This window comes from Psychromonas hadalis ATCC BAA-638 (assembly GCF_000420245.1).
Lineage (GTDB): Bacteria > Pseudomonadota > Gammaproteobacteria > Enterobacterales > Psychromonadaceae > Psychromonas > Psychromonas hadalis.
In genome coordinates, this window is record NZ_ATUO01000045.1 from 1 (window position 1) to 25,620 (window position 25,620).

Consider the following 25,620-nt stretch of genomic DNA (forward strand, 5'->3'; position numbering starts at 1 on the left):
ATCGTTACAAAATAACTTGCGATAAATTGTTTCCAAAAAGCCTTAAATGACTGGCTATTTTAAAAACAAAATCGCAACTAATATTGAAGCCAATCCTAAATGACTGGTTATTTTGAAAACAAAAGCGCAAGTAATTTTGAAGCCGATCCTTAATGTCAATAAACCGTTAATCAATACCCACACGATACCTGTGACATTTTATAAAAAATTTTCTTTTAAATACGTTAAATAACAATGTTTTCTTAAAAATTAAATAGTTAAAGAATCCCCTTAAGCATAGTAAAAATATCAAAAAGCATGATCATTTATAAATCAATTTGGATGTATAAAACTGGCATGGAAACTGCTTGTAATAAAGTGTTAATAAAGTATTAAATTAAAAAGGGATTCATGATGAAAACAATCACACAACCAGAGTTAATGGCTTATCCCGTTAGTAATCAATTATTTACTGTTTTTTCAAATGATCCAAATTTAACCGCTGAAACTAAATTTGAATGTTTAGAGTTATTACAAGAGAGTTTAGATTTTAAAGGGGTATTAACAAATTTTTCCACGATTGTGGCAAAAATAATCCGCCCTTTTAATGTACGTTTTCAATCGCCAAATGGACTATTCAGTTTAAATAATAAAGAAAAATATAACTTTAGTCATAGCTTTAACTTACCACTTTCATCAAAAAGTCCACGTATTGGCTCCATCACTTATCAAAGTAACGCTCCAATAACGGTTGATGAAAATAAACTGTTTATTGAACTACACCAATTACTTGTTCCAAGCTTACGCCATGCACTGAAATTTTCAGAGCTCAATGCATTAGTCTTTAAAGATCACCTCACTAATATTGGTAATCGAGCCTATTATGATGAGAGTTTACAGCGAGCTATTGAGCAGAGTAGTCGAGGACACCAATCTTTGTCGTTGATGGTATTTGATATTGATGATTTTAAACTTATTAATGATGAATTTGGTCATCTAAAAGGTGATCAAGTACTACAACACTTTGCCACTATTTTAACCAACATTGTACGCACATCAGATATGGTTTTCCGCTTAGGGGGAGATGAATTTACTATGATCCTGCAACCTGGCGACCGGAACTCCATTGACAGAATAAATGAGCGCTTAATAAAAGAGATTAATAATAACTATTTTTTAAGTGAATTGAATTTTTCTACCAGTGTAGGTTACGCACATTGGCAGATGGGTGAAAATGCCAATGCACTGTTTGCCATTGCAGATAAAAATCTCTACTTAAATAAAAGCATTAAATAATAAAAGTGTAAAAAGACGTTGAGTAGGGTATTTCACAGCGCCATAAACCAACTGCCTCTAGCAACAAGCCATCAATAAAAACAAATGGCACACGATCACGAAACCAAGGTGGAACATGGTGTTCGTGCAACAGTTTTTTGATACTACGGCTTTTATCTCTACCAATAGGCTGACATTTTAAATCGCTAGAAAATTGATTTCTAAAACAGATCTCAACATGGTGCAATTCTTTGATAAACTCACTTTGCACATCGAACGTTAAGGTAAGCTCACCTGTACATAGCGTTAATTGTTTCTCCCCCTGCCACACTACCTTTTTAGTTTCAGCCACTAAACTATTTTTATCTACAAAGTGCAGTGTGCCACGATAGCGACAAACTATCACCTCGGCTAACACTATTTTAGGCATTGCATCTGTTTGAGCAAAGGCAATATCTGCCCAAATAGCGGTTAACTGTTTCGTTGATGGATAGTTAAATTCTGCATTTTTAAACCAGCCACGTAATACATTGTTACGACGAGTTTCGGTGAGCACCTTTAATCGTTCAATTTTTAATTGCTGTTTATCTGATAAACAAGTTTGCAAATCAGTTTCTGTTATCTCATTAATGAGCTGCATCTGACTTTGGCAATGTGACGCGCTACGTGCCACGGTTTTAGCAATCGCAGGCCAACGTTTTTTTAATAATGGCGTGATGGTATGGCGGATAAAGTTGCGATCAAAGCGTTGATCGGCATTGCTTTCATCTTCAATCCAAGTCAATTTAAACTGTAAAGCATAGCTTTCTAACTGCTCACGAGAAAAGTTAAGTAATGGCCGTATTAAATAACCCACTGATAATGACTGTTTAGCGACTATCCCCTGCAATCCTGTTAACCCTGCACCACGTTTAAGAGCCAGTAAGACTGTTTCTAACTGATCATCTTGATGGTGTGCAGTCACTAAATAACACTTATTTGTTAAGCCCTCTTTTAAGGCTACATAGCGTTTTTCACGCGCTAACGCTTCAAGGCTAGTGCGATTTTTTTTATCTAAAATAACCTTGGTAACAACGAAAGGGACAGATAAAGAGTGGCACAACTTTTCACAAAACTGCGTCCAACTATGTGCATTGTCACTTAAACCATGATCGATATGATGCGCAGTTATGCAACGATTCTCAAGACGCGAAAAAAGATGCAATAGTACCACTGAATCTAGCCCACCACTGAGCGCTATTTTAAAAACAGCACCTTCAGAGGTGAGTTTTTCCAGCTGGCTTTTAAATGCAATAAATAGATCGCTGTTGTGCATATTAGCTATTCACATGATCAAAATGTAGGGTGATATTTTCTTCGCCCACTAATCGGCCTAACTCAAAAAGCAGATCATCTGTTGGCGTGATGGCCCATGATAATCCCAGTGAAAGCTCTGCCTGTGCCATTTTATTCGTATATTCAATAAACACAGGACAAACCCCTCCCATTGCTGGTTTAAGCACCTTTTCTAACTGTGTTTGGAAATTCTCAGCAAGATTATTAGCATTGATTTTCAGGCGTAATTTTGATGCAAAGCGTTCACGCGCTTGCTCAATGCTCATCACTTCGCGGGCATTCATTTTTAGGCCACCATTAAAGAAATCTTCACTGACCTGACCTTGTAAAATAACTACGTTATCGTCTTTTAATAACGCTTCATATTGATCTAAAAGATCAGCAAAAATGGTTATCTCTAAACGCGCACTTTTATCATCAAGGGTGATAATGCCCATGCGCTTACCCGCTTTAGTGACCATCACACGCATTCCTAAAATGAGCCCTGCAATACGGGTATTTTGACCACGGCGGTTAGGGGTTAAATCTCCAATTTTAGTACAATGAAAAGCGCGGATATGAGATTCATACTGATTGATAGGGTGTCCAGTAAGATACAACCCTAAGGTCTCTTTTTCACCCGCTAACCACTGTTTTTCTGGCCATTTTTCAACTAACGAAAATTTATTATCTATCTCTTCACTGTCAGTGATTAATACCCCAAACAAGTCTGCTTGGCCAAAGGATTCCGCTTTTTTATGTTGAATAGCGGCTTCTAACGCACTAGGAAGATTTGCCATTAATGCGGCTCGATGAGGCCCTAAGTTGTCGAGTGCCCCCGCTAAAATGAGTTTCTCTAAAATACGTTTACCACAACGCTTTAAATCGATACGGGTACAAAAATCAAACAGGTCTTTAAACAGCCCTCCGTCATTGCGTGCTTCTATAATCGCATCAACAGGTGCTTCACCGATCCCTTTAATAGCGCCAATGCCGTAAATAATACGCTGATTTTTATCGACATTAAATTTAAACAGGCCTTCATTGACATCAGGCGGACAAAGATTCAAGCCCATACGCTGACATTCAGCCACTAAAATAACCACCTTTTCAGTGTTATCCATGTCCGCAGACATAACCGCGGCCATAAAATAGGAGGGGTAAAAGGTTTTCATCCACAGAGTTTGATAGGAAACTAGCGCATAAGCGGCAGAATGCGATTTGTTAAAACCATAACCTGCGAATTTTTCTACCAGATCGAAGATCTTCATCGCCAGTTCGCCATCAACGCCGTTTTTAATTGCTCCCTCTTCAAACGTGGTGCGCTGTTTTGCCATCTCTTCGGGCTTCTTTTTACCCATCGCACGACGTAACATATCGGCGCCACCCAGTGAATAACCAGAGAGTATCTGGGCGATCTGCATCACCTGTTCTTGATAAAGAATGATACCGTAGGTCGGCTCTAAAACCTCTTTCAGTGAGTCATGTTGCCATTTTTCATCGGGATAAGAGACCGCTTCACGACCATGTTTACGCTCGATAAAGTTATCAACCATGCCAGAGCCAAGAGGCCCTGGTCTGAACAGTGCCACTAAAGCAATCATATCTTCAAAAGAATCAGGTTGCAGGCGACGGATCAGGTCTTTCATTCCACGTGATTCAAGCTGAAAAACTGAGGTGGTTTCATAACGTTTTAATAACTCAAAACATTTAGGCTCAGTAAGGCTGATACGCTCAATATCAATGGGGTCTTCACCGAGCGCCCGTTTATGGTTATTTGCCATATCAATCGCCCACTGAATAATCGTCAGTGTTCTTAATCCTAAGAAATCAAACTTAACTAATCCCGCCGTTTCAACATCATTTTTATCAAACTGTGTAACGGGGTTTTTACCCTCATCATCACAATAAAGAGGTGCAAAATCGGTAATAGTGGTTGGCGAGATAACCACCCCCCCCGCATGTTTACCCGCATTACGAATAGTGCCTTCTAAGATGCGACACATATCAATTAGGTCACGTACCTCTTCACTGCCATCATAACGCTCTTGTAAACGAGGCTCCTCTGCAAACGCTTTCGTCAGGGTCATGCCCGGCGTTGGTGGCACCAGTTTAGAGATACTATCGACGAATCCGTAAGGATGCCCAAGCACACGGCCCACATCACGAATAACCGCTTTTGCAGCCATCGTACCAAAGGTGATAATTTGTGAGACCGCATCACGTCCATAAAGCTCTGCAACGTGCTCAATCACTTCATCACGCCTGTCCATGCAAAAGTCGATATCAAAATCGGGCATGGAAACACGCTCAGGATTTAAAAAACGCTCGAACAGTAACTCTAATTTAAGAGGATCTAGATCGGTAATATTCAGTGCATACGCCACTAACGATCCCGCACCACTACCACGACCAGGTCCAACGGGAATAAGGTTGTCTTTACTCCACTGGATAAACTCCATTACGATCAAGAAATAACCGGGAAATCCCATGGTATTAATAACGTCTAGCTCTATCTGTAAACGCTCATCATAAGGTTTACGAATGGCAGCAAATTCAGGGCTGTCTTTATCAAATAGAAACTCTAGCCGTTTTTGTAATCCCTTTCGAGAAACATCACAAAAGAACTCATTAATGGGCTTACCTTCGGTGGGAAAATCAGGTAAAAAACATTCACCTAAGCGCAGGGTGACATTACAACGTTTGGCAATTTCAACACTGTTTTGCAGTGCTTCAGGAATATCAGAAAATAGCTCACACATCTCCTGCTCACTGCGCAAATACTGTTCAGGACTATAATCTTTAGGACGACGTTCATCCCCTAAAGTGTAACCTTGATTGATACAAACGCGAATCTCATGGGCATCATAAAGTTCAGGCACAGCAAAGATAACTTGGTTGGTTGCTACCACAGGCAGTTGATTTTTTTCTGCCCAATCAAGCGCCAAATGTAAGTATCTCTCTTCATCAACACGGTTAGTGCGAATTAGTTCTAGATAATAACGTTGTGGAAAGTGTGTTTGATAAAACTGGGTTATCTGCGCGGCAATCTCAAGATGCTCTTTTAATAACGCTTTGCCTAAATCCCCCTCTTTTGCACCAGAAAGCAGTAAGATTCCCTGTTGATGTTCAATTAACCAATCTTGGTCGATAATGGCGCGCCCGCCAACATGACCACGCAGATAAGCTTTAGAGATAAGTTCGGTGACATTTTTGTAACCTTCGTTATCCATGGCAAGCACAGTCAAACGAAATTGTTCGCCTTCAAGTAGCTCACTTTGCACCCAAAAGTCAACACCCACCAACGGTTTTACGCCTGCGTCATGTGCAGCACCGTAAAATTTAACTAACCCACAGAAGTTGGTTTGGTCGGTAATGGCCAATGCAGGCATATTCATGGTGGCCGTTTTGGCAATCAAGGGTTTAACTTTGGTCAGACCATCCACCATGGAAAAATCACTGTGTACACGCAAGTGAATAAATCTAGGATCGTGATTAACAACTAATTCAGACATACAACTCTCATACATTTTGGATGACTATAAAAGGCCTAACACCTTTTTAACGGGTTTAAAGCTTTTACGATACTCAGCAATGACGCCAAACTTTTCTAGTGCTTCAAAATGCGCTTTAGTGGGATACCCTTTATGTTGTGCAAAACCATAGTCAGGAAAGCGTTTATCAAGTTCAACCATCTCTCTATCACGGGTAACTTTGGCAATAATGGAAGCTGCGCTTATTTCGCTAACACGCGCGTCCCCTTTAACAATCGCTTCACAGGGCATTGCTAAATCAGGGCAACGATTACCATCAATAAAAACAAAATCAGGTTGAATTGATAACCCTTGTACTGCACGTTGCATCGCGAGCATGGTGGCATGTAGAATATTAATATCATCTATTTCACTCGGTGATGCGCGCCCAACTGAAATAGATAGCGCTTTCGCTTGAATTTCATCAAACAAATGTGCGAGTTTTTTTTCACTGAGTTTTTTAGAATCGGCGAGCCCTTCAATGGGATTGTTTTTATCTAAAATAACCGCAGCAGTCACCACATCACCTACTAATGGACCACGCCCTACTTCATCAACACCTGCAATCAGGCTAACATTTGGGTAGATAACTTCTGGAAACACACTTTTTTCTTTAGCCATTATACTCTCTACTTTTTTCTATCTAATAGTTTGACAACCGCGAGTGCGGCCTGTTTATCCGCATCACATTTAATCAATTTATGTAATTCAGTAAAGGTTTCAATCATCTGTTCTCCCTCTGCACCAATCAAACGCTCTAACTCTGACACCATATTTTCAACCGTGCAATCATATTGGCTTAGCTCTTTAACCACTTCTCTGTCGGCAATCAGGTTTGGCAGTGAGGTATATTTTACACTAGAGAGTGATTTAGCAATCACATAACTCAGCGCACTTATTTTATAAGCCACCACCATCGGTGCTTTTGCGAGCATCGCTTCTAACGCGGCTGTGCCAGAAGCGAGTAAAACCAGATCCGCAGACTGTAAAACATCACTTGAGTGTCCATCAAACAGGGTAATAGGCAGATCGGGCGCGATCTCTTTTATCTGCTCCATAAACTGTTGTTTACGACGATCATTAACCATCGGCACAATAAAACGATATTCAGGGTGTTTTTTAAAAATAATTTTAGCACTTTGTAAAAATAGAGGCCCAAGCATCGCAACTTCTGCTTTGCGACTCCCCGGTAAAATGGCCAACAGTTTTTCATTTTCATCTAGCTTTAATGTAATACGTGCTTTCTGTTTTTCACGAATAAGGGGCAACTGATCCGCTAAGGTATGGCCAATGAACTGACAAGGCACATTAAAGCGATCATAAAATGCTTTTTCAAAAGGTAAAAAAGCCAACACTAAATTAGTCGCTTTCGCTATTTTATGGATACGCCACTGCTTCCACGCCCAGACAGAAGGGCTAACATAGTGAATCGTTTTGATGCCCTGTGCTTTTAATTTAAGCTCAACGGTTAAGTTAAAATCGGGGGCATCAATACCAATAAAAATATCAGGAGGGTTATTAATAAAATGCTGTGTAATTGATTTCCGAATAGATAATATACTGCGTAGTTTGCCAAGCACCTCTACAAACCCCATCACAGAAAGCGCTTCTAAAGGGTGTAATGCAGTGCAACCTTGTGCGATCATTTTAGGTCCTGCAATGCCCTCAAAAATCGCATCAGGATAATGGACTTTTAGTGCTTTAATCAGCCCCTCACCGAGAATATCACCCGATGCTTCGCCTGCAATTAAACCGATTCGTAATGGTTTATTCATAACTGTTTACTCACACTTTCTTACAAAATAGACTGAAAAAAAAAGACTCAAAGCGAGTCTTTTAATAAATGGCACGACTAATACCAATCAGAATAAGCCGCAGATCAATCTTGCTGGTTAAAATAAATTATTTCATCGTTGCAAGTTCCGTAAAGGGAACAACCATTTATGTCAACTTACGCCTTGAACTAATCTATTTTTCCTGCGCAATATAAGATCTCATGCTTAATCTAATTGGTATAAAGTCGTACTTGTATTTAGCGCACAATGCCACGGCTCTCTTCATTTAAAAAATCAGACAATACTTTAAGTTCAGGGCAAGTTTCCACTTTTGAAGCAATAATGTTTTTTGCTTCTTCGAAACTATTACCATCACGGCACAAGGCTTTATAAGCACGTTTTATCTCCATGATAGTGGCGCTACTAAAACCTCTACGTTTTAATCCAACAGAGTTGATCCCTTGTGCTTGCACATAATTACCCGATGCCATGAAGTAGGGAGGAATATCTTTATTGACTGCAGAGCATCCTCCAATCATGGCAAATTCACCCACACGGGTGAACTGATGCAATGCAGATAAACCACCAATAATGACATTATTAGCAAGTTTTGTATGACCTGCTAACGTGGCATTATTAGAGAGAATGATATTATCTCCAAGGATACAATCGTGAGCCACATGTACATACGCCATCAGTAAGTTGTTATTACCAATTTTAGTGGTGCCGTTATCCTGCGCAGTGCCACGATGGATGGTACAACTTTCACGAAATACGTTGTTATCACCAATCTCTAAAAAGGTTTCTTCACCATTATATTTAAGATCTTGACAATCTTCGCCTACTGAAGCGAATTGAAATATTTTATTACCTTTGCCCATTTTTGTTGGGCCATTCACCACAACGTGTGGTGCAATCCAACAGTTTTCGCCAATTTCAACACGCGCACCGATAATGGTATATGGACCTATCTCTACATTTTTTCCAATAATGGCACTTTCATGCACAATCGCCGTAGGGTGTACTTTTGCGGTTTGGTGAACCGTACCTATTTTCTGAGCAGGGTTATCAGTCATTAAATCTCTCTTCTTGCACACATGATCATCGCTTGACACGCAACTTCACCATCAACTTTAGCGGTACACTCAAATTTCCCCATACCACGGCGCTCTTTCAGGTAGATAACTTCAAGTTCAAGCACATCACCTGGCACAACGGGTTTACGAAAACGCACTCTATCAATGGATGCTAAGAAATATAGCTCATTTTCAGCGGGTTTACCGTAAGTTGCAAAAGCAAGAACACCCGTTGCTTGCGCCAGTGCTTCGATAATCATCACCCCTGGAAATACAGGTGTTCCTGGGAAATGCCCTTGAAATTGTGGCTCATTAAAAGAGATATTTTTAATCGCATTTAATGATTTCCCTGGTACATAATCGATAACACGATCAACCAGTAAAAATGGGTAACGATGTGGAAGCAAATCCATGATCTCTTTAATATCTAAACGGTTTAATTCATTAGTCACGGAATAATCCTTAATCTTTTTCTTGTAGTTGTTTTTCAAGTTGTTTTACACGTTTAAATAAAGAGTCTATTTTTAACGTATAAGCCGTCGTTTTAAGCCATTTTTTATTGGATGTTGCAGGCACGCCAGAGGAATAAACCCCCGCTTCACGAATATTACGCATCACCATGCTGTCGCCCGTGATCACCACCTTATCCGCAATTGTAATATGCCCATTGATAATGGTGCCACCGCCGATCATGCAGTGTTTACCAATCATCGTACTTCCTGCAATATTAACAGCTCCAGCAATGGCGGTGTGCTCACCAACAGTGACATTATGTGCAATTTGACACTGATTATCTATTTTAACACCATTAGCGATAATAGTATCTGAGAGTGCGCCACGGTCAATTGTCGTTGATGAACCAATCTCAACATCATCACCAATAATTACCCGACCAATCTGCGGGATCTTAACCCATTTACCTTGATAAGGTGCATTACCAAAACCATCAGAGCCAATCACACTGTTAGCGTGAATAATACAGCGTTCGCCAATTTCGCAGTCATGGTAAACCGTTACGTTGGGGTATATTTTACTCTGTTTTTTTATTTTAACCTGTTGCCCTATTACCACATTGGCAAATATTTGACAGTTATCTGCTATTTCAACACCTTCCGCAATGACTACGTTCTCAGCAATAGCAACATTGTTACCAATTTTTGCTGTTTTATGGATACTGGCAGAATCTGCAATAGTGACCGTTAAATTAGGTGTCGTATCAAAAATACGCGCTAGCATTGCATAACCCACATAAGGGTTATCCATAAACAATGCATTACCTTGATAACCTTTCATTACTGTTACCGGTAAAACAATAGCACTCGCTTGGCAGTCTGCGAGTTTGCTTAGTAGTTTTTTATCGGAAACAAAGGTAATGTCACCCTCATTGGCATTATCAAATGTTGCTAGGCGACCTATTATTAGGTCATCATCACCAACAAACTGTGCACCTAATAACTTAGCGAGTTGCGCTAATGTTTGTGTCATAGTGAGTGCCTATTTTTTACTAATTTCTTCAATAATAAGATCTGAGATATCGTAACCAGGTTTAGCAAACACAACCTGCTCACCGTTTAAAATAATGTCATAACCTTCTGATTTAGCAACATCATTAATAACATCACGCACGACAATAAGGGCTTTTTGTTGCTCTTCACCTTGACGGCGACGATTATCCTCTTCAAACGCTTTACGATTCAATTTGTATTCAGAAAGCTTTACTTCAACTTTACGTTGCATCGCAGTGACTTCTGATTTTTTCATCAGTTCAGCATCGCGTTTTAATGTTTTCTCTAGCTTCGTTATCTCTTTTTCAAGCCCTTGCAATGCTTCATAACGCCCTTTAAATTCAGCTTCTAACTTTTTAATAATACGCTCACGTTGAGGTGACTCTTTCATGATTTTAGAGGGAAATACAACCCCTATTTTTTGTATTTCTGCAACGCTTACTGCTGAAAATGAGATCATTGCGACGGCTAAAGTTGCTGCTTTTAAAAAAGTTTTCATGTTATTGCTCCGAAAATAAAAATTAGTTATTAAAATCAAATAAGTTAGAAAGTATCACCGATATTAAATGAGAATACTTCAGTTCTGTCTCCTTCATACTCTTTCAAAGGCCATGCCAGTGTAAAGACTAAAGGCCCCATTGGTGAGATCCAAGTAATCTGTGTTCCCATTGAAACTCGTATTCTACCTGGTTTTGAGTAATCTCCAAAATAATCACAGTTATATGAACAACTTAACTGACTGTAATAATCATAATTAAACTCTGTGTCCCACACTTCACCCGCATCAACAAAGACACTGCTACGCACTTGTCGTGTATAAGCTTCATCAAGGAAAGGCACAGGGAAAATAAGTTCACCACTCACGGTGTATTTAGCATTACCACCTACCGCATTATCGGTCAGTACCATGGTACTGTTACCGCCATCACTGCCTGTGTACATTGCACGCGGACCTACTGTGTTACTAGAGAAACCACGTAGCGTTCTATAACCACCTGCATAGTAATTTTCAAAGAAGGGCAGAATCTGGTCTTGTCCCTCAAACTGTCCGTACCCATTTGCGTAGCCTAATGTACCACGTAATAGTGTTGTCCACTCCCCATCATCTGAAATGCGTTGATAGTTACTGATCTCAAAGTTTATTTTGAAGTATTGTAAATCAGAACTTGGTATGGTCATTTTTGCCCAAAGATTATGCTTCATCCCTTGGGTTGCCATTTTTCCTTTGTCTTGATTATTACGTGTCCATTTGGCGGTAATATCAAAATTTTGGAAATTTACCGAACCATCAGCATCGAGTTGTGAACCATAAATATCCCAAAACTGGCGCAGTTGTTCATACGCTTTTAACTGTGCGATACCGTTATTTTCCCAACCGATACTAAACCCTAAGCGGTTAATTTCATTAACAGGAAAGCCCATATTGAAACGCAGACCATAGGTGGTATTGGTATAATCAACAATGTTTGCCTCACCCGCTTCAAATAGGTCGTAAAACAGGCGCACGCCACCACTGACACCGTCTTTGGTCAGGTAAGGTGTCGTATAATTAACACTGGCACTTTTATTATAATCGTTAAATTTAACTTCAAAACCAACTCTATCACCCGTGCCTAAAAAGTTATCTTGATTAATACCACCACTTAAACTTAAACCAGACTCGGTGCCATAACCAATGCCCGCATTAAAACTTCCAGAGGCTTGCTCCTCTACATAAACATTTAGATCAACTAAATCATCACTAATACGTTCGGTATTAATATCTACCTTTGAAAAGAAACCTAAACGATTCAAACGGTTCTTAGAAAGTTCAATACTTTCACTTGATAACCACCCTCCTTCCATTTGGCGCATTTCACGGCGTAATACCACATCAGCGGTCACTGTATTCCCTGATATATTAATATTACGCACATAACCACGTTGGCCAGGCTCAACTGAGAAGTTAACAATTACCGTATTTTTTTCATCATCCACTTCAGGATAAGTGGTTATTTCTGGGTAGGCATAACCTAAGCGGCCAAAATATTTACGAATACTCTGCTCTGAAAAAGCCACATCGGAAGCTGCATAAACATCGCCTTCAATGAAAGGAACAAGTGATTTTATATCTTCATCGTTACCAAGTAAATTACCGATAAACTGCACACCACCGATTTTGTAGATATCACCCTCATTAACATTAACCGTAACGTAAACGCCTTTTTTATTCGGTGTTAATGAAACCTGTGTGTCTTCAATTTCAAAACGAATATAACCACGATCTAGGTAATAACTTTTAATCACCTCAAGATCACCCGCTAATTTTTGTTTTTGGTAGTTATCATCTGCAAAAAAGTCCCACCAACCACCAGAGTCACTAAGTGTTAATCGTTTTAATAACTGTTGATCTGAATAAACAGTATTACCAACAATATTGATCTGCTCAATTTTTGCAGTCAGCCCTTCACGAAAAACAAATTGAATAGAGACTCGATTACGTGGTAATGAGGTAATAATAGTTTCAACCTGTGCACTGTACTTTCCAACGCTGTGGTAAAAATCTTCTAGACTTTTCTCTATGCCTGACAATGTGGTTCTATCAAGTGGTTCACCAACTTGAATAGAAGATGATTTCAGCGAATCTAAAATTTGCTCTTCGGTTAATTTATCATTACCCGTTAAGCCAATATTGCTGATGGTTGGGCGCTCTTTCACCTTAAATATAAGTACGTTACCAGCACGCTCTAATTCAATAGATTCAAAATGGCTACTTGCATAGAGTTTTTTAAGTGCGTTAGAAAGCTGATAATCATCAACCTCATCACCCTCTCTAATAGGTAGACTTAACAGAGCGGCACCTAATGTGACACGTTGTAAACCTTCAAACTGTAGATCTGAAATAGTTATTTTTTCAGCGAACGACAGCATGGAGAAACAACTAGAGAAAACAAATACCGTTGTTAATAAATATCTCTTAAACATCTTTTTACGAATCCTTTGTAACAGCCTACTGTATTTTTATAACAGCGTGTATTTTATAAATTTCTAAGTGGATTTTCAATATAATGATTTATTAAAAAATCACAGTAAATTAAAATCATTTAATATTGCAATACTCATGAACACCATCAAAATAGCACCACCGATTTTAAAACCAACCTCTTGAATCTTTTCTGGTACCGGTTTACCTGTTATCACCTCTATAAAGTAATAGAGAAGATGACCACCATCTAATACAGGCAATGGAATTAGGTTCATTAAACCTAAATTAACACTGATCAACGCTAAGAAACTCAGAAAGTAAGCCAGACCATAATCGGCACTCATTCCAGCACCTTTTGCAATAGAAACAGGACCACTGAGGTTTTTTACTGATATATCTCCCGTCAGTAATTTAATTAAGGTATTAAAGGTCAGTTTGGTTAACTGCCCTGTTTTTTCAACACCTTTAATAAACGCATCAATAGGGCCAAACTGTAATCTAACACGATACACTTCTGGATAGGGTTCAACAACTGGTGCGACACCAATATAACCTTTACCTGTTTCTTGTCGGTATTTAGGCGTTAATGACAGCGTTGATAAAACGCCCTCTCTTTCTACTTGTAAAGCCAATGTTTTATTGGCATTTTGTTGAATAAACTCAACAAAATGATGCCAATCATCTAATTGAACGCCATCAACCGCAATCAGTTTATCATCTATTTTTAATCCGGCAGTAAAGCCAGCTCCCTCTTTTGCGACATCAGCGACTTGCAAGTATACTTTTGAACGATAGGGAGACAAACCTAAACTGCGAATAATTGATTCTTTTTTAGGATCAAACTTCCAATCAGCCAATGAGACCTGATAAGTTTGTATTGGTTCAACCACTTCCCCGGTTAACAACTTAATTGTGATCTCAAACCCACTTTCGCCAATCTGGCTGACTAGTGCAAGATTCAACGCATCCCAATCACCGACTTCAGTTGTATCGATGGCTGTTACTTGAAAACGTTCGGTGGTGGTAATAACGGACATTGGGGTAGATACGATCACTTTTTCAACAACAGGCTTAGCGCTGTTAATACCAATCATATACATCAAAAAGAAGGCAACAATGGCCAACGCAAAATTAGCCAGAGGCCCTGCGGCCACAATTGCAATGCGTTGCCAGACTGTTTTTTTATCAAAGGCAAACTGTTGCTGATCTTCTGCTACCGTTTCCACGCGCCCATCGAGCATTTTAACGTAACCACCCAGAGGAATGGCGGCAATAACAAATTCAGTACCGTGTTTATCAGACCATTTGAAAAGTGTTTTGCCAAAGCCAATAGAGAAACGATGCACTTTTACACCACAACGCCTCGCAACCCAAAAATGACCATATTCATGGATAGCAACTAAAATACTCAAGGCAACAATAAATGCACCTAAATTCCACAGTGCACTTAACATAAAAAATCTCGTTTAATTATTTGTAACGCCATGTTTTTTGCCTGCCTATCAATCTCTAAAAGTTGCTCTATTGAACCAACATGCTGCGTTGCTGTTTGCTGTAAAACGCTATCAACAAGTTGCGATATTTGTGGGAATTGAATTTTTTTATCTAAGAAAGCATCAACAGCGACCTCATTCACTGCATTTAATGTAGTGGTTGCATGCTGCCCTTGATAACAAGCATCAATGGCTAATTTAAGGCAAGGATAACGCTCAAAATCAGGGGGTAAAAAACTAAGTTCAGGTGTACTAAAAAAATCCAAGTTGCTCGCACCGCTATTAATACGTTTTTCTCCCCCCATCACATAAGCGATAGGAATACGCATATCAGGATTGCCCATCTGCGCAATGACACTGCCATCAATATATTGCACCATAGAGTGAATAACGGATTGAGGATGAATGATAACTTGCAACTGTTCACGTGATGCGTTAAATAACCACCGCGCTTCAATATACTCCAACCCTTTATTCATCATGGTTGCAGAATCAATGGATATTTTTTGTCCCATTGACCAATTAGGGTGTTTAACCGCTTGTGCTGGTGTAATCGTGGAAAATTCAGAAAGAGGCTTATTTAAGAAAGGGCCACCAGAGCCAGTTAATAATATTTTCGAGACCCCCTCTGCTTGCAGGGAGCAATGACCAAGACGGTTTTGTAAGCGAGGTGATAATGCCTGATAGATAGCATTATGCTCACTATCAACGGGCCACAATTTTGTCCCTGACTTTTTCACTGCATCAATAAACAGTTGCCCAGACATCACTAACGACTCTTTATTAGCAAGAAAAACCTCTTTGCCCGCTTCAACAGACGCTAATGTCGTTTTTAATCCCGCGCCCCCAACAATAGCGGCCATGACAGAGTCTATTTCTGCACTGCCTAAAAGCTGTAACAATTCCGTTTCATCATTTAACAGCAATGAAGGACAATTTTCTGCTTTTAACTTAACAGCTAATTCAGCCGTTGCAACAGGGCAACTCATCGCCACATAAGTGGGTTTAAATTCAAGACACAAAATCAGCATCTTATCGACACTTTTTGAAGCAACCAATAAACTAATTGTATACAGTTCAGGATTACTGCGACAGACAGAGAGCGTACTTGTACCGATGGATCCCGTTGCACCTAAAATAGCTAATTTTTTCATTATTTATGCAAGCCAAAGTAGATAAGTAAGTGCAAAAATAGGCACAGCAGCCGTTAAGCTATCAATTCTATCTAAGATGCCACCATGACCAGGTAATAGGTTACCACTGTCTTTCAACTTCGCTTCACGTTTAAAGATACTTTCGCTAAGATCGCCCAAAGCAGAAGCTAATGTAGTGATGAATGCAGCCACAAAAAACAACCCCATTTTTTCTGCGGGGATATCTAATAAGATACTAGCAACAAAGGCAACTAACATCGCACTGACCGTGCCACCAATAAAACCTTCAATGGTTTTACCAGGGCTTACGTTTGGTGCAAGCTTGTACTTACCAAATCGTTTACCACAGAAATAAGCACCGGTATCAGCAGCCCATACCAGCAAAAACACATACATCAATAGTGCGCCACCATAATAGAAGTCATGGTGAATATTAATCGAACGCAGTACAATCATCGCCCAGAAAAAAGGGATCAAGGTGAGTAAACCAAAGAGACTTTTCATCGCTTTACTGTTTGCCCATAAAGCATTCGTTTTGGGATAAGTAGCGACTAAAAACAGTGAAATAAGCCACCACACAGCAGTCACTATTAACCCACTTTCGACCACAGGATGAATACCCGTTGCCGACCAAAGGCGCTCAATAGGTAACAACATTAAGGTGATTGCAAGTGCAAAGCCAAAAAGATAAAAAATGGAACTTGATGTCGATTTTGGATTAACAAAACCGCCCCACTCTTTGCTTGCGAGCAAAAATATACCCGCACAAAACAGCATAAAAAATTTAAGGGGTAATAAAAAGATGCCCGCAATAACAAGAGGAGCCAAAATTAGTGCGGTTATTATTCGTTGTTTCACAGAAACATCCTGTTAAATTTAGTTATATAATCACGGCACGTCAAAGATACAAAACATCTTGAGATGACATGAATACCAAAATCAGCGTGCAGTAACTTGCTCGCTAGTTTGTCCGAAACGGCGCTCTTTACCAGAAAAAACATCCAATGCATCTTGAAATGCCTCGGCATCAAAATCAGGCCATAATATATCGGTAAAATAGAGCTCTGCATAAGCGAGTTGCCATAATAAAAAGTTACTAATACGATGATCACCACCGGTACGAATCATGAGATCTACCGCAGGTAATGAGTGCAAATTCATCACGTCATTTAATCTTTCTTCGGTGATCTCATCAGGTGTTAATTCACCTTTTTCAACTAATATCGCTAATTGTTTGCTAGCTTGAGTAATATCCCAGCGACCACCGTAATTAGCTGCAACATTTAACACCAAGCCACTGTTATGTTCAGTGATTTTTTGTGCTTGAAGCACTTTTTTTTGTAAACGCTCACTAAAACCAGAAAGCTCACCAATAATATTGAGCTTGATATTATGCTTATGCAGTTTTTTAACTTCACTGCCTAATACAGTAAAAAAGAGCTCCATTAGCATATTGACCTCTTTTTTAGGTCGCTTCCAATTTTCGCTACTAAACGCATAAATAGTTAATGCTTGAATCTGTTTTTCATTAGCAAAACTGATCGCTTTACGTAATGACTTTACACCATGCTTATGACCAAAGACACGATGCTTGCCTTTACTTTCAGCCCAACGCCCGTTGCCATCCATAATAATCGCAACATGCCTTGGCAATGTTTGTTGTTCGGTTACAGTTGTCACACTTAATCCTAAGGAATCGTACAAAATAACTTGCGATAAATTGTTTCCAAAAAACCTTAAATGACTGGCTATTTTAAAAATAAACCGCAAGTAATGTTGAAGCCAATTCTAAGTAATCACAGGAGCAGATAAGCCTATCTACCCCCATGCAGATTATACTTCCATCAACTCTTTTTCTTTAACAGCGAGCAGTTCATCAACCAGTTTCACGCTCCCATTAGTCACTTTTTGTACTAACTCTTCACCTTGACGTAACTGATCTTCACTGATCTCTTTCTCTTTCTCTAACTCTTTTAAATCACCGTTCGCATCGCGACGAATATTACGAATGGCAATGCGACTATTTTCAGCTTCACCACGTACCACTTTGATAAGATCTTTACGGCGTTCTTCCGTTAAGGGTGGCAATGGAATACGAATAACCGTGCCAGCAGACATTGGGTTTAAGCCCAGATTTGACCCCATGATTGCTTTTTCAACAGCAGCAATCAGTGTTGCATCAAAAACCGTCACTGTTAAGGTGCGCGAATCTTCAGTAGAAACATTGCCCACTTGGCGAAGTGGTGTATTGCTTCCATAATATGGCACCATAATGCCATCTAATAAACTAGGATGCGCACGACCAGTTCGGATTTTTGCTAATTGGCCTTTAAATGACTCAATTGTTTTACTCATGCGTGTTTGTGCATCATCTTTAATTTCGTTGATCATAATATTTATCCTGTATGTTTTTTATTTTTCTTCTGAATTTTCAGTTTCTGCAAATTCAATTGTTTCACAATGGGTAATTGTAGTCCCCTCTTTTTCGCCCATGACCACACGATTTAATGCACCTGGTTTATTCATGTTAAAGACACGAATAGGTAAACTATGATCACGTGCTAATGTAAATGCGGCTAAATCCATCACCTTTAATTCTTTTTCTAATACCACTTGGTAATCAATTTCTGCATACAGTTTGGCATCCGGGTTTTTCACAGGATCTGCATCATAAACACCATCTACTTTTGTCCCTTTTAAAACCGCATCGGCTTCAATCTCAATACCACGTAAACAAGCAGCAGAATCAGTAGTAAAGAAAGGGTTACCCGTGCCGGCAGCAAAAATAACAACCGTGCCTAATTTAAGATGTTTAATCGCTTCTGCCCAGTTATAATCATCACACACACCCTTTAATGGAATAGCAGACATTAAACGAGCGTTTACGTGTGAACGGTGCAGAGCATCACGCATTGCGAGGCCATTCATAACGGTTGCAAGCATCCCCATATGATCGCCTACAACACGATTCATGCCTGCTTCTGCAAGACCTGCACCACGGAAGATATTACCACCACCGATAACAAGGCCAACCTGTACACCCGCCTCAATCAATCCTTTTATTTCTAACGCCATGCGATCTAATACTTTTGGGTCAATACCAAAGCCTTCTTCGCCCACCAGGGCTTCACCACTTAATTTTAATAAAATACGACGATATGCTGATTTTGGATTGGTACTCATAAATTCATTCCTCAAAGTAGACGTGATTGCATTAATAAGTTGTTTAAAGATCAAACACTTTATTAATAAAATCATCGTATTTTAAATATAAAAGAACCGCAGATCTAGTCGCGGTTCTTTTTTTATTGTTTTCTAAGTCGATTAATGACTAACCTTTAGCGGCAGCCATTGTAGCAGCAACTTCAGCAGCAAAATCTTCTTCTTTCTTCTCAATACCTTCACCCACTTCTAAGCGAATGAATGCTTCAACGTCAGCACCAGCATCTTTAAGAAGCTTGCCCACTTTCATTGAAGGATCTTTAATAAATGATTGACCAGTAAGGCTCACTTCACCAGTGAATTTAGCCATACGACCTTTCACCATTTTTTCAGCGATTTCAGCAGGCTTACCACTTTCGATAGCAATTTGTAATTGAATCTCTTTTTCTTTCGCTACTACGTCAGCAGGCACATCTTCCGGCTTAACATAAGTAGGCGCAGCTGCAGCAATGTGCATTGCGATATCTTTCGCAAGGTCAGCATCGCCACCTTTAAGCACAGAAATAACACCAATTTTACCACCGTGTATATATGCGCCAAGGTTTTCACCTTCAACGATCTGCAGACGACGTACGGTAATGTTCTCACCGATTTTAGCAACTAGGTTAGCACGTGCTTCTTCCACAGTAATATCGTCATATGCTAATGCATTTAATGCTTCAACATCTGTTATTTTATTTGCTAATGCGATATCAGCAACTTGATTAGCAAATGCTAAGAAGCTTTTATCCATTGCGACGAAATCAGTTTCACAGTTAATTTCAGCAACAAGTGCAACCGTACCGGCTGTTTTTGCTAAAATAACACCATCAGCAGCAACACGGCCTGCTTTTTTAGCCGCTTTAATTGCACCAGATTTACGCATATTTTCAATTGCAAGCTCGATGTCACCATCGCTCTCAACTAATGCTTTTTTACAATCCATCATACCTGCAGCAGTACGTTCACGAAGTTCTTTAACTTGCTTAGCTGTAATAGCCATTGTCGAATTCCTAATATTATATCTATAAAAAAGGGGAGCCTAAACTCCCCTATTAACAAGGGTTTTCTAAGTAATTTAGAAAATCTTATTTTTCAGCAGTTTCTTCAACAAAGCCGTCAGCTTCAGCTGCCACTACAACATTTTCTTGGCGACCATCATTAATGGCCTGAGCAGCTGCTTCTAGGTACAATTTAATAGCACGGATAGCATCATCATTACCAGGAACAACGAAATCGATGTTATCTGGGCATGAGTTAGTATCTACAATAGCGATAACTGGAATACCGAGGTTATTCGCTTCTTTAATTGCAATGTGCTCGTGATCTGCATCGATAACGAAGATTACATCTGGGATACCGCCCATGTTTTTGATACCACCAAGCGTTTTGTCAAGTTTGATTAACTCACGAGAACGCATCAGCGCTTCTTTTTTAGTTAACTTTTCAAAAGTACCGTCTTGGCTTTGAATTTCAAGGTCTTTCAGACGTTTGATCGATTGACGAACTGTTTTCCAGTTAGTCAACATACCACCTAACCAACGGTGATCAACAAAGAATTGATCACAAGAGGTCGCTGCTTCTCTAACTACTTCAGATGCAGCACGTTTAGTACCAACAAAAAGAACTTTACCTTTTTTAGACGCTTTTGCTTCTAAAAAGTTAAGTGCTTTATTGAACATTGGCACTGTTTTTTCAAGGTTGATGATATGAACTTTATTACGAGCGCCAAAAATGAATGGTTTCATTTTTGGGTTCCAGTAACGAGTTTGGTGACCGAAGTGAACGCCAGCTTGTAGCATATCGCGCATTGATACATTTGCCATTTTGAATTTCCTTTATATAGGGGTTAGGCCTCCACGTATCCCATAAACTCGACCAGTTTCAATAAATTGAAAGCAGCACCCCGAGTTACGTGACGATACGTGTGTGTTATTGTAACCACGTTATTTTCAATTTAGTTTTCTATTGAAAAATGCTTGAAAAAATCATGATAAGTTAAGTGAGCATTGATAGTTAAAATCAAACAAAAAAATGAACTATCAAACTCGATGCGCTTTATATCATATTTTCAAACTCAGCTCAATAAATTCAGTGATGAGTTAGGCTAAAAATTATTCCTTGGCACGCCTTTGAAATACAATAATTGCAGTAAATAATGCAACAAGTTAGCCGTGTTACATCATTGTCTGTATATAAAGCAGCGAGCTACAAGAAATAACAATCCACAGCACAATCCCCAATATCAATGGTTTTATACCTGCACTTTTAATTGCTTTTAAAGGTAAGACCTCAGCCAATTAAAAATAAACAGACGACCAACAAGCGTTTTTAAATGAAAAATAGTTACGATATATCCCATCAAACGGTGGCAAATAATAGGTAACGACAATGGCAATGCAGTAATAAAATAGATAAACTTTTATTGTAAAGAAGCCAACAGTTAAGTATATTCGATTGAATTTAACAAGTTGCTAATAATTACTTAACAAAAAAACTACATTTATCTTATATCCTAAATGGCCACAACGATAAAGGGGTCAAACTTCACTAGCGTGAACAGCCATATTTCTTTATAGTTCTAACCTTAACTTTTAAAGCGACCAAACATAGAGAAAAGCAGATGGCAGCGATTATAAAAACCAGTGAAGAAATCGACAAAATGCGCATTGCAGGGCAACAGGCAGCAGATGTATTAACCATGATTGAACCTTTTGTTCAGGTGGGTATTACCACCAATGAACTAAATCAGCGTTGCCATGATTTTATCGTCAATGAGCAGGGTGGTATTCCTGCCCCACTGAACTATCACGGTTTCCCTAAATCTATCTGTACCTCACTTAACTATGTTGTTTGTCACGGTATCCCCAATGATAAACCTCTTAAAGAGGGTGATATTATTAATATTGATATTACCGTCATTAAAGATGGCTACCACGGTGACACCTCGAAAATGTTCATGGTCGGTAAAACCTCTATCTTAGCAAAACGCCTCTCAATGATTGCCCAAGAGTGTTTATATATCGGTATTAATCTGGTTAAACCGGGTGCCCGTTTAGGTGATATTGGTGCGGCAATCCAAAAACATGCGGAAAAAAACAGTTACTCTATTGTGCGTGAATATTGTGGCCATGGTATTGGTGCGGTTTTCCATGAAGAGCCACAAATTTTACATTACGGGAAAAAAGGCACGGGTGATACCTTAAAAGTGGGCCAATGTTTTACTATCGAGCCAATGGTTAATGCCGGTAAGCGTAACTGTAAAGTGCTCAAAGATGAGTGGACAGTGATCACTAAAGATAAAAAATTATCTGCACAATGGGAACATACTTTATTGGTCACAGAGGCAGGTGTTGAGATTTTAACCCTGCGTCCCGAAGAGACCATTGAGCGACTTATCAATCACGATTAACGCCCCTTTAAGCCACTTTTATTAAGTGGCTTTTTTATTGCTTTCTCTTATTTAGGATCGGCTTCAGAATTACTTGCGCTTTTGTTTTCAAAATAACCAGTCGTTTCAGGCTTTTTGAAAATAATTTAGCGCAAGTTATTGTGTAACGATTCCTTAGAGGTGAACATGGATTTTGAAACCCTTTCCCCCGTCAAGATAAAAACAGAAAACTTAACCCTCCCCTTTCTCAAACAGCACATTCAATCCTTTAATGAATGGCAGGTTGATACCTTTAAAAACCAACAAAATATTACCCTTATTGTGAATCAACGCGCACGTTATATTGATGAACTACTGGCGCGGTTATGGGATTTTGTAGGATTAAATGAAAGCTATGATCTTTCACTGATTGCGGTGGGTGGATATGGTCGAGGCGAGCTACATCCTAAATCTGACATTGATCTATTAATTCTTTCCGAAGATGGTTTCAGTGAGCAATCAGAGCAAAAAATCAGCCAATTAATTACCCTACTTTGGGATCTAAAACTCGATGTAGGTCAAAGTGTGCGTACTTTGCACGACTGTTATGAGCAAGGGAAGGAAGATATTACCGTTGCCACCAGCATGTTAGAGGCACGTTTCTTAATTGGTAACAAACACACCTTCAAAAAATTACTACAAACATTAGAGAGTGACACTTTTTGGCCTTCTGAATCCTTTTTCATTGCCAAAAAAGAGGAACAACAAATTCGCCATAATAGCTGTCATGGTGATGGATATAGCTTGGAGCCCGACCTTAAAAATGGATCGGGTGGATTACGTGATATTCAAACCGTTGCTTGGATCGCAAAATGTCATTTTAATGTACACAGTTTATTAGAACTAACCAGTCTCAACTACATTACCCCAGGTGAATACCGTGAATTAGTAGATTGCCAAACCTTTCTGTGGACAATACGTTTTGCACTGCATACCGTTACTAACCGTCCAGATAATCGTCTATTATTTGACTTCCAAAGTGATGTAGCCGCACTACTGGGTTATAAGGGGGAAAGAAATCAAGCGATTGAGCAGATGATGAAAAGCTTCTACCAAACAATTCATCGTGTCAAAGAGCTTAATGAGATGTTATTGCAATATTTTGATGAAGCGATTTTAGGTAACTTGAACCAGCAAATTGAAAATGTAGATGATCATTTCCAACTACGTGGCCATATGATAGAGCTAAAAACGCATACTTTATTTTATGATCGTCCAGAGATCATTTTACAACTTTTTTTACATATCGCAAAAGATCCACGCATTATGGGTGTTTACTCACCCACGTTACGTGAGTTACGAGAGGCGCGACGTTGTTTAACACAGTGGTTACAAAATATCCCCGAATGTCGCACTCTGTTTATGCAGATAATAAAGCACCCTCGTGGCATGGGACTCGCTTTCACTCTGATGTATGAATATGGTGTATTAGGCGCTTATATCCCACAATGGAGCCGTATTGTAGGACAGATGCAGTTTGATCTTTTTCACGCTTATACCGTGGATGAGCACACTCATAAACTGCTTAAATATATTTACAATTACCCAGTAACCAAAGAAGTACACCCCCTTGCTCATGAGATATATAGCTATTTAGAGAAACCAGAACTGCTGTTTTTAGCGGCTATTTTCCATGATATAGCGAAGGGACAAAAAGGCGATCACTCTACACTGGGTGCTGTCGATGCACGCGCATTTTGTGAGTTACACGGATTAAGTCGCCATGAAAGTAAATTTGTTGCATGGCTTGTCAAAGAGCACCTGACCATGTCGGTGACAGCACAGCGTCGCGACATTAGCGACCCACGTGTGATCATTGAATTTTCCAAAAAGGTCAGTGATGAAAAGCATCTTAATTTTCTCTATTGTTTAACCGTGGCTGATATTTGCGCGACCAATGAAGATACTTGGAATAGCTGGAAAGGGACGTTATTACGAGAGCTCTACCACAGCACTCAAAAAGCATTGCGCCGAGGCTTGGAAAATCCACGTGATATTCGCGATAGGATACGTGACAGACAGCGTAAAACATTAGCGCTGCTAGCTAATTTCAATATTAGCAAAGCAGATGTAAAACCGCTTTGGAAACGTTTTAAACTTAACTATTTCTTTCGTTATAACTCCGCACAAATTGTGTGGCACACCACCAACCTATTAAAACATCAAGATCACAGCCAACCGATGGTTTTAATCAGTGATCAAAATGCGCGTGGGGCGACTGAAATTTTTGTTTATCATAAAGATATGCCCGCTCTTTTCTCCGCAGTCGTGACCGAGATAGATAACAAAAAACTCAGTGTCCATGATGCCAAAATACTCTCTAGTCGTGATGATTTTTCACTCAGTACTTTTACCGTGTTAGAGCAAGATGGCGAACATATCGACCCTGATAAAATACAGCGTTTAAAAATGGCAATTGAGAAAGCACTGCTTTCGCCTGAAAAGGTAAATAGTCAACAAACACGCTTAATACGCATTAAGCGCCAGTTTAAATTTGAACCGGAGGTGACCTTCTTACCCACTAAACGCAAACGCACACAGCTTGAAGTAGTCGCATTTGATGCACCGGGAATTTTAGCTAATATTGGTGAAGTATTTCGACGCAGTGGTTTAATGCTAGATACCGCTAAAATCACCACCATTGGCGAACGTGCAGAAGATCTGTTTATCGTCAGCACAGAAGATGGCGATGCACTAACAGAGCAACAGGAGCAGAACTTAAAAGCGAATTTGATTGCAGAGCTCAGCCCAGAGAAAGAGTAAGTACCGTGTGGCTTCGTGGGGAATGGTTTGTTGCTATGACCAAGAACATTTAACCACGAAGGCACGAAGGCACGAAGGAAAATGAAGTTAAATTCTTTGTCTTTCTTGGGACGTGAAACTTTAGTTTCGCTTTTACTCTTGGCGCAGCTAAAGCAGC

20 protein-coding genes are annotated in these 25,620 nt (G+C 39.4%); 3 read left to right on the forward strand and 17 right to left on the reverse strand.

Annotated elements, in window-relative coordinates; all coding sequences use genetic code 11:
- Positions 1–390 precede the first annotated feature (390 nt).
- Positions 391–1,275, forward strand: a complete 885-nt coding sequence (locus G322_RS0107540; RefSeq protein ID WP_245542289.1) for a GGDEF domain-containing protein — start codon at positions 391–393, stop codon at positions 1,273–1,275.
- Here G322_RS0107540 and tilS read toward each other — a convergent pair.
- The 17 genes from tilS to rpsB form a co-directional block, all read right to left on the reverse strand.
- A complete protein-coding gene (tilS, locus tag G322_RS20180; RefSeq protein ID WP_022941193.1) occupies positions 1,268–2,569 on the reverse strand; it encodes a tRNA lysidine(34) synthetase TilS in 1,302 nt (433 codons plus the stop codon). The genes G322_RS0107540 and tilS overlap by 8 nt on opposite strands.
- Before the next feature lies 1 nt (position 2,570).
- The gene (dnaE, locus tag G322_RS0107550) at positions 2,571–6,083 is read right to left on the reverse strand and encodes a DNA polymerase III subunit alpha (protein WP_022941194.1); all 3,513 of its coding nucleotides are present in this window, start codon (positions 6,081–6,083) and stop codon (positions 2,571–2,573) included.
- Between the two features lie 24 nt (positions 6,084–6,107).
- Complete coding sequence (gene rnhB, locus G322_RS0107555; protein WP_022941195.1) at positions 6,108–6,722, reverse strand: ribonuclease HII; 615 nt, start codon at positions 6,720–6,722, stop codon at positions 6,108–6,110.
- An 8-nt stretch (positions 6,723–6,730) separates the two neighbouring features.
- Entirely contained in the window at positions 6,731–7,876 is a 1,146-nt protein-coding gene (gene lpxB, locus G322_RS0107560; protein ID WP_022941196.1) for a lipid-A-disaccharide synthase, read from the reverse strand.
- A 257-nt stretch (positions 7,877–8,133) separates the two neighbouring features.
- The gene (lpxA, locus tag G322_RS0107565; RefSeq protein WP_022941197.1) at positions 8,134–8,952 is read right to left on the reverse strand and encodes an acyl-ACP--UDP-N-acetylglucosamine O-acyltransferase; all 819 of its coding nucleotides are present in this window, start codon (positions 8,950–8,952) and stop codon (positions 8,134–8,136) included.
- The gene (gene fabZ, locus G322_RS0107570) at positions 8,952–9,404 is read right to left on the reverse strand and encodes a 3-hydroxyacyl-ACP dehydratase FabZ (RefSeq protein ID WP_022941198.1); all 453 of its coding nucleotides are present in this window, start codon (positions 9,402–9,404) and stop codon (positions 8,952–8,954) included. The genes lpxA and fabZ overlap by 1 nt, the downstream gene beginning before the upstream one ends.
- Before the next feature lie 10 nt (positions 9,405–9,414).
- Positions 9,415–10,437, reverse strand: a complete 1,023-nt coding sequence (lpxD, locus tag G322_RS0107575; RefSeq protein ID WP_022941199.1) for a UDP-3-O-(3-hydroxymyristoyl)glucosamine N-acyltransferase — start codon at positions 10,435–10,437, stop codon at positions 9,415–9,417.
- Between the two features lie 9 nt (positions 10,438–10,446).
- Positions 10,447–10,956, reverse strand: a complete 510-nt coding sequence (locus tag G322_RS0107580; RefSeq protein ID WP_022941200.1) for an OmpH/Skp family outer membrane protein — start codon at positions 10,954–10,956, stop codon at positions 10,447–10,449.
- A gap of 44 nt (positions 10,957–11,000) precedes the next feature.
- Positions 11,001–13,421, reverse strand: coding sequence for an outer membrane protein assembly factor BamA (bamA, locus tag G322_RS0107585; protein ID WP_022941201.1), 2,421 nt, complete (start codon positions 13,419–13,421; stop codon positions 11,001–11,003).
- A gap of 99 nt (positions 13,422–13,520) precedes the next feature.
- Complete coding sequence (gene rseP, locus G322_RS0107590) at positions 13,521–14,876, reverse strand: sigma E protease regulator RseP (protein ID WP_022941202.1); 1,356 nt, start codon at positions 14,874–14,876, stop codon at positions 13,521–13,523.
- Complete coding sequence (gene ispC, locus G322_RS0107595; protein WP_022941203.1) at positions 14,870–16,069, reverse strand: 1-deoxy-D-xylulose-5-phosphate reductoisomerase; 1,200 nt, start codon at positions 16,067–16,069, stop codon at positions 14,870–14,872. Before ispC ends, rseP begins: the two co-directional genes overlap by 7 nt.
- 3 nt (positions 16,070–16,072) lie before the next feature.
- Positions 16,073–16,927 carry a phosphatidate cytidylyltransferase gene (locus G322_RS0107600; RefSeq protein ID WP_022941204.1) on the reverse strand — a complete coding sequence of 285 codons (855 nt, stop codon included), beginning with the start codon at positions 16,925–16,927 and terminating at the stop codon, positions 16,073–16,075.
- 81 nt (positions 16,928–17,008) lie between these two features.
- The gene (uppS, locus tag G322_RS0107605) at positions 17,009–17,749 is read right to left on the reverse strand and encodes a polyprenyl diphosphate synthase (RefSeq protein ID WP_022941205.1); all 741 of its coding nucleotides are present in this window, start codon (positions 17,747–17,749) and stop codon (positions 17,009–17,011) included.
- Between the two features lie 153 nt (positions 17,750–17,902).
- On the reverse strand, positions 17,903–18,460 hold the full coding sequence (frr, locus tag G322_RS0107610; protein ID WP_022941206.1) for a ribosome recycling factor: 558 nt from the start codon (positions 18,458–18,460) through the stop codon (positions 17,903–17,905).
- A 21-nt stretch (positions 18,461–18,481) separates the two neighbouring features.
- The gene (gene pyrH, locus G322_RS0107615; protein WP_022941207.1) at positions 18,482–19,252 is read right to left on the reverse strand and encodes a UMP kinase; all 771 of its coding nucleotides are present in this window, start codon (positions 19,250–19,252) and stop codon (positions 18,482–18,484) included.
- 148 nt (positions 19,253–19,400) lie between these two features.
- Positions 19,401–20,273: a translation elongation factor Ts gene (gene tsf, locus G322_RS0107620; protein WP_022941208.1), complete on the reverse strand. Its 873-nt coding sequence runs from the start codon at positions 20,271–20,273 to the stop codon at positions 19,401–19,403.
- Positions 20,274–20,358: 85 nt separating this feature from the next.
- Entirely contained in the window at positions 20,359–21,096 is a 738-nt protein-coding gene (gene rpsB, locus G322_RS0107625; RefSeq protein ID WP_022941209.1) for a 30S ribosomal protein S2, read from the reverse strand.
- A gap of 749 nt (positions 21,097–21,845) precedes the next feature.
- Between rpsB and map the strand changes: the two genes are divergently transcribed.
- Positions 21,846–22,682, forward strand: a complete 837-nt coding sequence (gene map / locus G322_RS0107630) for a type I methionyl aminopeptidase (RefSeq protein WP_281166516.1) — start codon at positions 21,846–21,848, stop codon at positions 22,680–22,682.
- A gap of 165 nt (positions 22,683–22,847) precedes the next feature.
- On the forward strand, positions 22,848–25,463 hold the full coding sequence (glnD, locus tag G322_RS0107635) for a [protein-PII] uridylyltransferase (RefSeq protein ID WP_022941211.1): 2,616 nt from the start codon (positions 22,848–22,850) through the stop codon (positions 25,461–25,463).
- Positions 25,464–25,620 lie beyond the last annotated feature (157 nt).

Coding starts and splice junctions, on each gene's coding strand:
- G322_RS0107540 (WP_245542289.1), top strand. CDS start 391: ATGATGAAAACAATCACACAACCAGAGTTAATGGCTTATCCCGTTAGT.
- tilS (WP_022941193.1), bottom strand. CDS start 2,569: ATGCACAACAGCGATCTATTTATTGCATTTAAAAGCCAGCTGGAAAAA.
- dnaE (WP_022941194.1), bottom strand. CDS start 6,083: ATGTCTGAATTAGTTGTTAATCACGATCCTAGATTTATTCACTTGCGT.
- rnhB (WP_022941195.1), bottom strand. CDS start 6,722: ATGGCTAAAGAAAAAAGTGTGTTTCCAGAAGTTATCTACCCAAATGTT.
- lpxB (WP_022941196.1), bottom strand. CDS start 7,876: ATGAATAAACCATTACGAATCGGTTTAATTGCAGGCGAAGCATCGGGT.
- lpxA (WP_022941197.1), bottom strand. CDS start 8,952: ATGACTGATAACCCTGCTCAGAAAATAGGTACGGTTCACCAAACCGCA.
- lpxD (WP_022941199.1), bottom strand. CDS start 10,437: ATGACACAAACATTAGCGCAACTCGCTAAGTTATTAGGTGCACAGTTT.
- G322_RS0107580 (WP_022941200.1), bottom strand. CDS start 10,956: ATGAAAACTTTTTTAAAAGCAGCAACTTTAGCCGTCGCAATGATCTCA.
- bamA (WP_022941201.1), bottom strand. CDS start 13,421: ATGTTTAAGAGATATTTATTAACAACGGTATTTGTTTTCTCTAGTTGT.
- rseP (WP_022941202.1), bottom strand. CDS start 14,876: ATGTTAAGTGCACTGTGGAATTTAGGTGCATTTATTGTTGCCTTGAGT.
- ispC (WP_022941203.1), bottom strand. CDS start 16,069: ATGAAAAAATTAGCTATTTTAGGTGCAACGGGATCCATCGGTACAAGT.
- frr (WP_022941206.1), bottom strand. CDS start 18,460: ATGATCAACGAAATTAAAGATGATGCACAAACACGCATGAGTAAAACA.
- pyrH (WP_022941207.1), bottom strand. CDS start 19,252: ATGAGTACCAATCCAAAATCAGCATATCGTCGTATTTTATTAAAATTA.
- tsf (WP_022941208.1), bottom strand. CDS start 20,273: ATGGCTATTACAGCTAAGCAAGTTAAAGAACTTCGTGAACGTACTGCT.
- rpsB (WP_022941209.1), bottom strand. CDS start 21,096: ATGGCAAATGTATCAATGCGCGATATGCTACAAGCTGGCGTTCACTTC.
- glnD (WP_022941211.1), top strand. CDS start 22,848: ATGGATTTTGAAACCCTTTCCCCCGTCAAGATAAAAACAGAAAACTTA.